Source organism: Glaciimonas sp. GG7, from assembly GCF_052976905.1.
In genome coordinates this window covers 1-12243 of sequence record NZ_JBRIIQ010000116.1, presented here as the reverse complement: position 1 = coordinate 12243, position 12243 = coordinate 1, and the positions used below count along the sequence as shown (strand labels likewise).

Sequence of the window (12243 nt, the reverse complement as noted above, 5' to 3'; positions counted from 1 at the left end):
GAAGATGCTGGCTGGCAATTTGGGCTTTTTAGCCCGGGTGCCGGATGACTTTTTGAAAGGTCGACATGCGGGTGAGCATAATGTTGATGGCGCGGCCGGTATGACTGAGGCAAGCATTCAATCGCAAATCGCAGCGCGATTGGTCGCTAAAAAGACTAGAGATTTTTCTGCTGCTGACGGTATTCGTGCTGCATTGCTGGCAGAGGGCGTCCTGTTGGAAGATAGGCCAGATGGTCAAACCGAATGGCGGAGGATCTAAGTCGCATGCAAAAATTAAACACTGCTGATACTAAAATTTTTGTTGCGGCTTATTGGGAAGACGCTAAAGTTGAATTGATGAAACGTGATCGCATCATGCGTAAGTTGATTCCGCAGTTCGGCGATTTACATTTGACCGGCCGCGGCGAAGCCTTTACTACTTTGGCACGTTCAGTGATAGGACAACAAATTTCTATCAAGTCTGCTGACGCTGCATGGCAGAAATTTCTGTTAATCTGCCCAAAATGTTCTCCATCGCAAGTTCTAAAAGCTGGTAGCGAACAGTTAGCCGCTTGCGGCTTATCCAAGCGTAAGGCTGAATATATCCTCGATTTGGCTGACCACTTTAAGGCCAAACGCGTTCATGCCGACAAATGGGCCGAGATGGAGGATGAAGATGTTATTGCTGAGTTGACGCAGATTCGCGGTATTGGCCGTTGGACAGCAGAGATGTTTTTGATATTTAATCTGCTTCGTCCGAATATTTTGCCTTTAGACGACGTCGGCTTACTTAAAGGGATTAGTGTTAATTACTTTTCGGGAGAGCCAGTTTCACGAAGTGATGCACGCGAAGTATCCGCTAACTGGGAGCCATGGCGCACTGTTGCTACGTGGTATCTGTGGCGTAGCCTGGAGCCGATACCGGTAGAGTATTGAGTTGCTAACTATCGTTAAGTATCGAAGTACTGCAAACATAAAGTCACATTCGGAATTACAGATTTAGCGTCGCATCATGCCTTCGCGGCGATGTGTAAAACAAAGGAACACCATGAGTAAAACTACATTTCTTGGCTTCGAGCAGTCAATCGCTGAACTGGATTCCAAAATAGAAGAGCTGCGCTTTGTGCAAGATGATTCTGCAGTCGATATTTCTGAAGAAATAGATCGATTGTCGAAAAAAAGCCAGCAATTGACGAAGGATATCTACGCCAAATTAACCCCTTGGCAGGTCTCGCAAATTGCACGTCATCCGCAACGTCCTTATACGATGGATTACGTGAACGAAATGTTTACCGATTTCCATGAATTGCATGGTGATCGTACTTATGCCGATGATCAGTCTATTGTCGGCGGTTTGGCGCGATTTAACGGTCAGGCCTGCATGGTGATTGGCCATCAAAAGGGGCGCGATACAAAAGAACGCGCTTTGCGTAACTTTGGCATGCCGAAGCCAGAAGGTTATCGCAAAGCATTACGTTTAATGAAAGTGGCGGAAAAATTCGGTTTGCCAATTTTTACTTTTGTTGATACTCCTGGGGCATTCCCAGGAATTGACGCTGAAGAGCGGGGGCAGTCCGAGGCGATTGGCCACAATCTCTATGCGATGGCTGAGATGAAAGTCCCATTAATTGCGACCATCATCGGTGAAGGTGGCTCAGGCGGTGCGCTGGCGATCGCTGTGGGTGACGCGGTATTAATGCTGCAATACTCAACTTATGCGGTGATTTCGCCAGAAGGTTGTGCCTCTATTTTGTGGAAGAGCGCTGAGCGTGCTGCCGATGCAGCTGACGCCTTGGGCTTGACTGCACATCGCCTGAAGGCCATGGGTTTGATTGATAAGATCGTCAATGAACCCCTTGGTGGTGCGCACCGGGATCCCAAACAAATGGCAAGCTTACTTAAGCGCGCATTGTCTGACACCTTGCGCCAGTTTCAAGGTGTCAAGACTAAGGATTTGTTAGCTGCTCGCCACGAAAAATTGATGAGCTACGGTAAATTCAAGGAAATTTCGGCGACAGAGTAAGATTAAATCAGGTGATAAATACGGTGGTAAATCCGCAAACGGTCAGCATGACCGAACAGTTTGAGAGCGCGCTGAGCGATATTATTCAGCGCGCTTTTTCTATTTTCGCTAACAGTGTTGTGCCCCCCTTTCCTTCGTCGTTAGCGATCGCATATAGCGGGGGACTTGATTCGTCGGTATTGATGACATTGGCCGTGAACTATGCAGCAGTACATCAGATCAAGCTTTACGCTTTTCATGTACATCATGGGATTAGCCCTAATGCTGATCTATGGTTAGCGCATTGTGCCGCCGAGTGCGCACGTTTGGGTGTCAGTTCTGACGCACGTCGTATTGCCTTGGGTAATACTGATAAAACCGGGGTCGAAGAGGCGGCGCGAAACCGTCGGTATGCTGCATTAGGCGAGATGTGCCGTCAGCACAATGTTCCGTTATTGTTGACTGCCCATCATGTTGATGATCAGGCTGAAACCGTGTTGCTACAATTGTTGCGTGGTTCTGGCGTGGCAGGACTATCCGGTATGGATACTATGAATACGGCCCCCACGTTGCTGTGCGACCCTACATTGCTAATGGCGCGACCGCTACTAACGGTATCGAGGGGACAGCTTGAGGCATATGCAACTAGTCACAGCATTTCTTACGTCGAGGATGAGTCCAACCATGATTCACGCTATGCAAGAAATGCTTTGCGTCATCAATTGATGCCAGTATTAAGTCAATATTTTGTGGGTTTTCAAGAGCGATTGACGCGGACGGCAGGTCATATGCAGTCCAGTCAAAAACTGTTGGTTGAGTTGGGGGCCCAAGATATGGAAAACTGTGCAGGCGTTAATTGTCTTGAACTCGAAAAGGTGCGGCAATTGAGCTCGGCACGCATAGATAATTTGCTACGTTATTGGTTTGGGTTGCATGATTTGCGTATGCCTTCCAGTGCCTGGTTAAGTGAAATGCGAGATCAGTTGCTGTCGGCGAAAGCCGATGCGCAACTCTGTGTTACACATCCAGAATGCCATATTCGACGTCATCGACAGCGCGTCTTTTTGACGCCGCGTGATGATTTGGATCGCGAAGAAATTGATCCGATTCTTTTCCACTGGAATGGCGAGAGTCAAATTGCTTTTCCAATTTATGGCGGCCTTTTGCATTTCGATATTGCAGAGCAGGGCGTTGCTGCCGATTGGTTGCGTCAGCAACCGCTGCAATTACAGTATCGAAGTGGTGGTGAGCGCCTCAAACTAGCATTCAATCGACCAACGAAAGCGCTGAAATATCTCTATCAGGCTGCTGATATCCCTGCTTGGGAGCGTGAATGTTTACCGATGGTGCATGCAGCGGGAAAATTGTTATTCGCGGCTGGTATTGGTTTCGATTGTCATCAGTTGGCACCAGAGGGAAGTGGGAACATCAGTTTGCGGTGGGAGCCAGATAATTTGTCATTGCGTAAAGTATTTCGAGAAATAATCCTACCTGTTTAAGGTTTTTTTTGATGCCAGGATCGAACTGGTATCTCTTCAGGGGATATAGCGTTATATCACCCTTGTCACAGGGGCTCTAAAGCTGTAAAGTTAGAAGTTATTTCTTATAATTCTGCCACTATCTTCAAGCGCACTTTCTCATACATATGGCTTTAATCGTCCACAAATACGGCGGCACTTCGATGGGCTCGCCTGAGCGTATCAAGAATGTCGCTAAGCGCGTCGCCAAATGGCATAACGCGGGCCATCAAATCGTTGTCGTTCCTTCGGCAATGTCTGGTGAAACCAATCGCCTAATAGGGTTGGCCAAAGAAATTAATGCCAATCCCGATCCTCGTGAACTAGATATGCTTGCATCGACTGGTGAGCAAACTTCGGTTGCTTTGCTGGCAATGGCGCTGCAAGCAATCGGTCAACCTGCAGTGTCTTACGCGGGATGGCAAGTCGTCATTAAAACCGACTCTGCACACACCAAAGCACGCATACGCTCAATTGACGATGCGAAGGTCAGGCGCGATCTAAACGACGGTAAAGTGGTGATTATTACTGGTTTTCAAGGAGTTGATGATGAGGGTAATATCACAACGCTCGGTCGAGGCGGCTCTGATACTTCTGCGGTCGCGGTCGCGGCGGCCTTGGGTGCCGCCGAATGCCTTATATATACGGACGTGGATGGGGTATACACCACCGATCCACGCGTGGTGTCGGATGCACGTCGCCTCAATACGGTGACTTTCGAAGAGATGCTTGAAATGGCATCACTTGGCTCTAAAATTCTGCAAATTCGTTCGGTCGAATTTGCAGGGAATTATAAAATGCCAACACGCGTATTGTCCTCGTTGACTGACCCTTTAATGCCGCTGGAACAAGAAATGATTTCCGGCACCCTGATTTCGTTTGAGGAAGATACTAAGATGGAACAAGCCACCATTACTGGCATAGCTTTTAGTCGCGATGAAGCAAAAATTACCGTCATCGGCGTCCCTGATCGTCCGGGTATCGCTTACCAGATACTTGGCGCAGTTGCTGAGGCCAACATTGAAGTCGATATGATCATCCAGAATCAATCAATGGATGGGAAAACCGATTTCACCTTCACCGTTCCTCGTGGTGAATATGATAAGACAATGGCTGTGCTTGACTGCAAAGTTAAAGAGCACGTAGGGGCTGGCAATATCATCGGCGACAACAAAGTATCCAAAGTCTCCGTCGTCGGCGTAGGTATGCGTAGCCACGTTGGCATTGCCTCACAAATGTTTAGAACTTTATCGGAGGAGAGCATCAATATCCAAATGATCTCAACTTCCGAAATTAAGATATCAGTATTAATTGACGAAAAGTATATGGAGTTGGCAGTGCGTGCGTTGCATAAAGCGTTTGAATTAGAAAAGGCATGAAGTCGTAATAAATTTAACTTATATAGTTAAAAAGACAGACTTTTCATTGACCAACTTCATTTGAAAAGATATTATGCGTAGCCTTGCTGCAGCGATGTTGTGATGTTGTAGAAGTTTGGAGGCGTGGCCGAGTGGTCGAAGGCACTTCCCTGCTAAGGAAGCATACGGGCTTAAACCTGTATCGTGGGTTCGACTCCCACCGCCTCCTCCAAAGAATGAATGAAAAAGCCCCTGATTATTCAGGGGCTTTTTCATTTTTAACGTCCATTATTAATGGCCTAAGTGCTGGGTCAGATGACTATTCATCCAGTCCGATAATGTGGCTATGTAGCAGTCCTTATCAAGGACCGTTGTTTATGCTATTCTTGCCCCCGCGAATCGTGGGGCGCACAGTTTTACGAGATAACGGAGTATCTTCATTATTAAGGAGCTCCTCAAAAGCCAACGAGTAATCGTTGGCTTTTTTGCATTCGCAGAGAGGTGCACTTGTGTAGCTCGTAGATTTGTATTAATTATTTTCCCTTTTTTGGGAGGGCGGTCCAAGTATATGAATACGATGTATAAAAACGCTATTGAAGACAAACTGCAAATCGTTTTCACGATAGTAACTAAGGAGGACTTCGAGAGTCTGGTCGCACTGCGAATTGCCGCAATGCGAGAGAGTTTAGAGCGGGTAGGTCGGTTTGATCCGATCCGTGCGCGTGAGCGGTTAAGCAGTGGGTTTAAAGTCGAATACGCCCGCCATATCTTCGCTAACGGAGTGCATGCCGGTTTCTTCGTCGTTAAGCAATCTGATCAGGCCTTCCTCCTAGAGCATTTGTATATTCATCCTGATTATCAAGGTCGTGGTATCGGTGCGATAGTGATAAAAAATATTATTGGTCAAGCTGATGCGTTGAATTTGCCCATCAAAGTCAGTGCGTTAAAGGAAAGTAGGTCGAATGGCTTTTATCAATATCATGGATTTGTTGTGGTTAGTCAGGATGAGTTGAGCGTCTCATACATACGCCCGACGGGGATTGAGGTATGAGTAAGCAAGGTTCATTAGTGAGTGAGGGTACGAGATTGCATAAGTAGGGGAATGTCTTAATATCGTTACAAGACTAATATCGTTGAGCAATGTTCGCAGTAAGTGTTTGTAAGCCGTATCTATGAATTGTCGAATCATCCGCTACTGTGATATTAAAAATATGAATATGTGGTATTCAAAATAAGATGGATGGTTTTTTCTTAGCTGCGATATAGTTCTAACTGTCTCCTCCAACACCTCAACGGTTTGGATTTAACCCACCTACTTAAATAGGCGGGTTTTTTTTGCTTAAAATTCAAGAGTAGAGTTCAGAGCAATAATCAAAAGCAAAATTTGAGGAAACACCATAGTCTTGATTGTTATAACCTGATAGAATCTGCCCCTGTTTCGAATCAGGGGAAATGAGGCAATAAGTAAAATAGCCTATTTTTTTTCAGATTTGACTCTTAATCACAAGGTTAGTAGAATGCGACTTTGCAATTAATTAATACTTTGTTTCGCCGTGTCTTTGGGTATTTTTGTTACTTAAGGTTAGGTGGTATGATTTTGAATTGAATGCAAGTAATTAGCAAAAAGCAAAGAAGACATCCATAATATGGAGTCTTACAATGCCCGAGTGGTGAAATTGGTAGACACAAGGGACTTAAACTAATTTGAGCCCTCTTGAAGAAATTCTTGAGGTGAAACTCGTCAAACTCGGCGAAGGCCCTGGATTTAATTCCGAGCTAATACCGAGCCAAGCCCTCCGGCGAAAGTTTGAGGGAAGGTGTAGAGAGCAGACGGCGAGCACCTAAAGTTGCAAGACTATGGTGAAGGCGTGCTCCAGACCACGAACAGTGCTTGCACTGGCGGCGAAAGTCGAAGTGGTAAGAAAATCCCTCGACTTAATCGTCGTACCGGTTCAATTCCGGTCTCGGGCACCAAACTCATTGCAAACGTTCACCACGTTTGCCTAAAAACCCCTAAGAAATCAAACGCTTAGGGGTTTTTTAACGCCCGTTGCGCCCAAGTTTGCCCATTGAAACCCATCTTTTTTACGTCCATGTTTGCTCCCATGGATTTTTTTAAAAACCAGTGGATGCAAAATGCCTAAACTTTCCCAGCCGCTTACCGATATTCAAATTCGAACGCCAAGCCCAGACACAAGACCTATACGCTTGCTGATGGCGGGACGATGTATCTGGAAGTAGCACCGACTGAAGCGAAGACATGGCGTATGGCTTACCGCCAACCCAATGGTAAAAATACAAGGCTCACGTTTGGATCATATCCGGCGATCTCTCTAATGGAAGCGCGTAAAAAACGCGAAGAGGCAAGGGCACTGCGCTCAGCGGGAACAGACCCGGCTCAACTTAGGCGCGATGATAAGCAAGCCAAGGCGGTATCGGCGGCAAACACGTTCGAGCTTGTGGCATGGGGCTGGTTAGGAAAGACGGCGACAACCAGAGCAGAGTCTACCCAAGGCAAGATAACGACTTGGTTAAAAAAGGACGTGTTTCCCTTTATTGGGGAAATGCCGGTATCGACCATCAAGGCTATTGATATCCTGACTACTGTGCAAAAGATGGAAACTCGGGGGGCTATTGATTCGGCGCACAGGGTAAAACAAATATGCGGCCAGATTTTACGTTACGCCGTGGCGATTGGAATCACTGAGCGTGACGTAACCGCAGACCTGAGGGGTGCATTGTCTGTTATCCCCAAAGTTCACTATGCGGCGATCACTGAGCCGAAACAGGCCGGTGAGTTAATGCGCTCGATCCGCACTTACACCGGCCATCCTTACGCGGTCGCATCACTGAAACTGTCCCTATTCTTGTTCGTGCGTCCTGGAGAGTTGTGATCAGCCGAATGGATCGACCTGGACGCAGCAGAGTGGCGTATTCCTGCCAGTAAAAATAACAATAGATCACTTGGTACCGCTATCGGTACAAGCGGTGGAGATATTACGCGGCGCTCACAAGATGACTGGCGGTAGCAAATTCGATTTCCCCAGCATTCGCACCGGGGCAAGGTGCATGAGTGAAAACACGATAACCGCAGTACTGCGCAGCATGGGGTACAGCAAAGAAGTGATGACCGCCCACGGCTTTCGGGCAATGGCACGCACGATCATGGATGAAGTGATGGGTGAACGGGTCGACCTGATCGAACACCAATTCGCGCACGCCGTGAAAGACTTGTCAGAAGGTAAGGAGAAACTGTCTAGTGTGCCGACCGTGACTTCGACTGATCCCTAGTTAAAAGAAAGAGCGCTTGAAAGTGAGAAAAAATTTACCGAGGCAAAAGTTCAAATCGAAATGTTCAAGCAGCAATTCGCTAAGGTACAGAAAACCATTGATGAATTGCGCCATCTTATTGGTGATCAAAGCGTAATTGCTTCTCACAATGTGCATTTTATGAAGATCGCTATACAAGTTCAGCGCGACTACTGGGGAAATCTTGATTTATCACCAAAGCAAGAGGTTTTGGTGATTAAATTAATGCAAAAATACAGCCAAACCAAGCCTGAGGCGCAAGCAATTGAGCGAGTTTCGTGTTCAATTAGTCGAAAGAAAAAAGTTTCACCCTTAGGATAAGTATCCAGTACTGGCGTGGGTTCACGCCTACCCTTGGGGTGAAAAATGGGCTTTACCCTAAGGGTGAAAGTGCTTGCTCCTAGAGTCCTAGTCGGCACTTATCTTTACATCAATCCACTGAATCACGGAGGCAACATGCAAAGTTAGGCAATCATGGTTATCCGCACAATCCCGCCCGTACCACCAGCAGCAACTCTGGCAGATACCCTGTCCCAATTCCCCCCCGCTTGATGGCATGAGCCGCTGGAATCAGATCGCTCCTTTTACCCTGTATGTCGGGAAAAGCACCGGCAACTGATGAACGCTGGTAAGGCACCGCAAGCAATCAAATTTTCCCTTCGCTGCACAGCCTACAGTCACCGAGAGCTTCACCGCTTCTTTGCAGACCCGCTGAATTACAGCGTGGAGGTCAAATGATCGCCCGTATCGCCGGGCTTCCGGCAATGGCAGCCAAGCCGGTTCCAAGCGTAATCGTCCATCTCCATAAAGGCAAGCCAGTCACCGACTCGCGGGTAATCATAAGGGAGTTCGGACGCCGACACGATAGCGTCTTGCAATATCTTGATGATTTGAAAGGCGACGGCACAATTAGCCGCCTTGAATCCAAGGAGGCCTCTTACTCTGATGCACAGGGAAAGAAGCGCCGCATGATCGTATTGACCGAACGCGCAGCATTAATTGCCATGCCGTTCATCAGCGGCAAGAACTCCCGCATCGGTCAGGTCCGGCTTATAGATGCATTCCTGGCGATGCGTGACGAGCTAGCCAGTCAGAGCGGCGACTGGTCAGGGGTACGGTACAAGGTCTCGACCGTCTATCAAATGATGAGTATGGCTTTAAAGGAAGCCCGAGAGGACAACGGCAAACAAACAAGTGCCTTCCATTACGTCAACGAAGCCAAGCTAGTGAATTGGGTGATGTTCAGATACTTTGAGTCTGTTGATCGTGACCAGATGGAAAAAATAGATATTGATTGTATGGAAAAGATCGAGGCAAGTAACGCTATATGGATTGCCCGAGGCCGCACTTACAACGAGCGTAAAGCTACGTTACCGGCGTACCTTGATTCATTCCGCGCCAAGCGTTCAAGGATTGCCTAATGAACTCCCTGGTAACGAAGCTGGCCGCCATCCTGCGTCTACACCCCGGCGCGAGTGATTGAATTGCGCAAAGACCACCAGATCACTACCGTCATGGAGTCATTGGCAATCGAGTGCGTCTCGCTTCACATCGCAGGTCAATATATTTTGCATAATAAAATTGCGCGGGGAGCGAGATCATGAGGTACGCTCAACGCGTCTCTGAGAAAAAGGAGAACGGGTTTAGCAGCCTGAATTATCCAAAACTGACAGACCGCGCAATGCGGTTTTTTTACGTCTGTATACCCTTGTTGCGCCTTCATTGGGCGGCACTGATGGGAGGCTTCGGCCTGCCGGTTGCGTTGGATACCGGTCTGCTAACCCGTCTTTGTCGCCCACCCTTCTTAGCAGGAGGGAGCGGATTTAACAATATCCAAGGAAGCCACAACATGTTTAGCTGCACCGCTACACGTACCCAAACCCGTCCCCAAATAATCCAACGCCTGACCAGCCAAATCAACACCGTAGCAGCAATGCTATCTGTGTTCGATGTACTGAGCGCCATCGGCCATAAGAATGCCTTAACTCACGCACATGAGCTGACAACAGATATTTCAATCGACCGTCAGCATTGATCGGCGGTGCAGTATGAGCACCACTACCAACGCATTAAAAGACCACTTCGCGGATGGCGTTGATTTAATGATTTTTCTGTCCGGTATTGGAGCCATGAACCAGATGATCGGAGATGCGGCAATGTCTGGCGAATTAAATGTTGAGTTAACGAGGGACGCATCTTATCTGTTGGTTGAACTTGCAGCCGGGGCACGTAACCTCGTGGAGGACGCACAAAATGGTACCTCTCACGCCCGAAGAAGCTGCGCTGATCTGTGCGTTTAAGAACATGAACAGCGCCCATCAAAGAATGTTACTAGGTAGCGCGTAAAACATTGCAGCAATGCATATTGAAGCAAAGCCACTTCATCTGACCTTGGTTGTTAGCACAAACAGAGGTGCAAAATAATGTCCACTCTCACCCCCACAAGCTGGGCCGTTCGCTTTGACGGCGCATTGATTTCCTTTACCACGCACGTTGAGGCCCGGCGTTTCATCAAGTCCAACCAGAAAGATATTGCAGACCAGCGCGGCGGCACATTCAAGGCAGTTATCGTCCGTATCGCAACGCGTGCAACAGGAACGGAGGCTATCCATTGAACGCCACAATTTGCAATACGATGCAAGAATTTGGCGCAGCAATGTCGGTCTACGGCTTGAACCAGATTGAGGTTATCGCTGACGTGTACGACACCGGTTTGATGCTGATGACGATAAGCGAGGCAAGAGATATTCTTGGTATATTTGCACGATGACGGCGTACCGGCTGGCGCTTTCGGCAACTGAAAAACCGACTTGTCCGAGAAATGGTGTGGCAAAGCGGATAAGTCCTTGTCACCAATAGAACGAGCCGAATATCTGGCCCGTATCGATAAAGCCAAAGAAACAGCCGAGTTCACGCGCTTAGTGTTGGTAGCAGATGCAGCGCTGAAATCACAGGCTATTTGGGATAACGCCCGACCCGCCACCGACGATAACCCATACTGCATACGCAAGGGAATCAAGCCCTACGGCCTGAGAGAGTTCAAGGACAGACGGACCTTGATTATCCCTGTCCGTGATGGCGCTGGTGTCATCAGCACCTTGTAATTCATTGATGCAGACGGTAGTAAGAAGTTTAAAGCGGTGGCACTAAAGCCAGTCGTTACTACAGCTTTGGTGGCGCACCTGTTGATACGCTTCTTTCCAATCGGACGACAACAAGCCCACCGACTTCAACGACCTACACCAGATTGAGGGTGCGGCCATCGTGCAAACCGCCATCGATGCGGCTGTGTTAATTCTCCCGCCAGCGGCAGCGTTAAGCGCCGACGTCACCGAGCAGCCAAGGAAAGAATCACAAAAAGCCAGACAGCGGATCACCGGCCTGCCACATGGCTTCACTATGTCCGACATGGGCGTGTACTTCATCCCGGAAGGCAGCGACGACAAACCCGGCAAACCGATCCGCATTTGCTCACCGCTGCGCGTCATGGCCTTGGTCCGTGATCGCTCTTCTGAAAACTGGTGACGCGTCATCGAGTTCAACGACGCCGATGGTGTGCGCCATGAATGGGCGATCCCGATGGAGATGCTGGCCGGTGACGGCTTAGAGATGCGGCGCGAATTGGCACGGCTGGGGCTGAATATCGCGCCCAGTATGGCCACCAGGAACCGGCTATCGCAATACCTGGTCGAGAGTTCACCCAAAGCCCGCGCACGCTGTATGCAGCAAACCGGCTGGTTCGGTGAGGTGTTTGTCATGCCTGATCGCACCATCGGCACGGTCAAGGAAAGCGTCCTGTATCAGTCAGAAAACAAAACCGCGTGCCAGTACGTACAAAGCGGATCGGTTAAGCAATGGCGCGACAACGTAGCCCGGCTGTGTAGCGGTAACAGCCGCTTGATCTTTGCGCTATCGGCTGCGTTCGGCGGCATGATTCTGCACCACGCCGTTCAGGAATCGGACGGTATCCACTTCGTCGGCAGCAGCTCCATCGGCAAAAGCACCGCGCAACTGGTCGCCGCATCAGTATATGGCGGCGCCACCTTCAAACAAAGGTGGCGCGCTACCGGCAACGCAC

The 12243-nt window shown here is 48.6% G+C and carries 16 protein-coding genes, 1 tRNA gene and 1 pseudogene; all 18 read left to right on the top strand.

Translation table 11 applies throughout. From position 1 onward, the window contains the following. Positions 1–259, top strand: a pseudogene (locus ACVBEF_RS18625) (cysteine--tRNA ligase); the annotation flags it as partial. A 5-nt stretch (positions 260–264) separates the two neighbouring features. Then, complete coding sequence (locus ACVBEF_RS18620) at positions 265–915, top strand: DNA-3-methyladenine glycosylase family protein (protein ID WP_447125417.1); 651 nt, start codon at positions 265–267, stop codon at positions 913–915. Between the two features lie 112 nt (positions 916–1027). After that, positions 1028–2002 carry an acetyl-CoA carboxylase carboxyltransferase subunit alpha gene (locus tag ACVBEF_RS18615; RefSeq protein ID WP_447125416.1) on the top strand — a complete coding sequence of 325 codons (975 nt, stop codon included), beginning with the start codon at positions 1028–1030 and terminating at the stop codon, positions 2000–2002. A gap of 47 nt (positions 2003–2049) precedes the next feature. Next, a complete protein-coding gene (tilS, locus tag ACVBEF_RS18610) occupies positions 2050–3480 on the top strand; it encodes a tRNA lysidine(34) synthetase TilS (protein WP_447125418.1) in 1431 nt (476 codons plus the stop codon). A 146-nt stretch (positions 3481–3626) separates the two neighbouring features. Beyond that, positions 3627–4877 (top strand): aspartate kinase, encoded by a 1251-nt coding sequence (locus ACVBEF_RS18605; RefSeq protein ID WP_447125415.1) that lies wholly within the window; start codon positions 3627–3629, stop codon positions 4875–4877. A gap of 117 nt (positions 4878–4994) precedes the next feature. Then, positions 4995–5088 (top strand) — tRNA-Ser (locus ACVBEF_RS18600). A 336-nt stretch (positions 5089–5424) separates the two neighbouring features. Then, the gene (locus ACVBEF_RS18595) at positions 5425–5907 is read left to right on the top strand and encodes a GNAT family N-acetyltransferase (RefSeq protein WP_447125414.1); all 483 of its coding nucleotides are present in this window, start codon (positions 5425–5427) and stop codon (positions 5905–5907) included. Positions 5908–7081: 1174 nt separating this feature from the next. Further along, the gene (locus ACVBEF_RS18590) at positions 7082–7750 is read left to right on the top strand and encodes a tyrosine-type recombinase/integrase (RefSeq protein ID WP_447125413.1); all 669 of its coding nucleotides are present in this window, start codon (positions 7082–7084) and stop codon (positions 7748–7750) included. Between the two features lie 175 nt (positions 7751–7925). Further along, positions 7926–8147, top strand: coding sequence for a hypothetical protein (locus ACVBEF_RS18585; RefSeq protein ID WP_447125412.1), 222 nt, complete (start codon positions 7926–7928; stop codon positions 8145–8147). 60 nt (positions 8148–8207) lie between these two features. Beyond that, positions 8208–8486, top strand: coding sequence for a hypothetical protein (locus ACVBEF_RS18580; protein ID WP_447125411.1), 279 nt, complete (start codon positions 8208–8210; stop codon positions 8484–8486). Between the two features lie 413 nt (positions 8487–8899). Further along, positions 8900–9586 carry a Rha family transcriptional regulator gene (locus tag ACVBEF_RS18575; RefSeq protein WP_447125410.1) on the top strand — a complete coding sequence of 229 codons (687 nt, stop codon included), beginning with the start codon at positions 8900–8902 and terminating at the stop codon, positions 9584–9586. Positions 9587–9765: 179 nt separating this feature from the next. Continuing rightward, a complete protein-coding gene (locus ACVBEF_RS18570) occupies positions 9766–10200 on the top strand; it encodes a hypothetical protein (RefSeq protein ID WP_447125409.1) in 435 nt (144 codons plus the stop codon). 13 nt (positions 10201–10213) lie between these two features. Beyond that, the gene (locus ACVBEF_RS18565; protein ID WP_447125408.1) at positions 10214–10465 is read left to right on the top strand and encodes a hypothetical protein; all 252 of its coding nucleotides are present in this window, start codon (positions 10214–10216) and stop codon (positions 10463–10465) included. A 123-nt stretch (positions 10466–10588) separates the two neighbouring features. Beyond that, positions 10589–10780 carry a hypothetical protein gene (locus ACVBEF_RS18560; RefSeq protein ID WP_447125407.1) on the top strand — a complete coding sequence of 64 codons (192 nt, stop codon included), beginning with the start codon at positions 10589–10591 and terminating at the stop codon, positions 10778–10780. Then, positions 10777–10935: a hypothetical protein gene (locus tag ACVBEF_RS18555; protein WP_447125406.1), complete on the top strand. Its 159-nt coding sequence runs from the start codon at positions 10777–10779 to the stop codon at positions 10933–10935. The genes ACVBEF_RS18560 and ACVBEF_RS18555 overlap by 4 nt, the downstream gene beginning before the upstream one ends. Positions 10936–11011: 76 nt before the next feature. After that, the gene (locus ACVBEF_RS18550) at positions 11012–11269 is read left to right on the top strand and encodes a hypothetical protein (protein WP_447125405.1); all 258 of its coding nucleotides are present in this window, start codon (positions 11012–11014) and stop codon (positions 11267–11269) included. A gap of 160 nt (positions 11270–11429) precedes the next feature. Beyond that, positions 11430–11690, top strand: coding sequence for a hypothetical protein (locus ACVBEF_RS18545; RefSeq protein WP_447125404.1), 261 nt, complete (start codon positions 11430–11432; stop codon positions 11688–11690). A gap of 30 nt (positions 11691–11720) precedes the next feature. Next, positions 11721–12243, top strand: a 523-nt coding sequence (locus ACVBEF_RS18540) for a DUF927 domain-containing protein (protein ID WP_447125403.1), incomplete at its 3' end; no start/stop codon positions are given.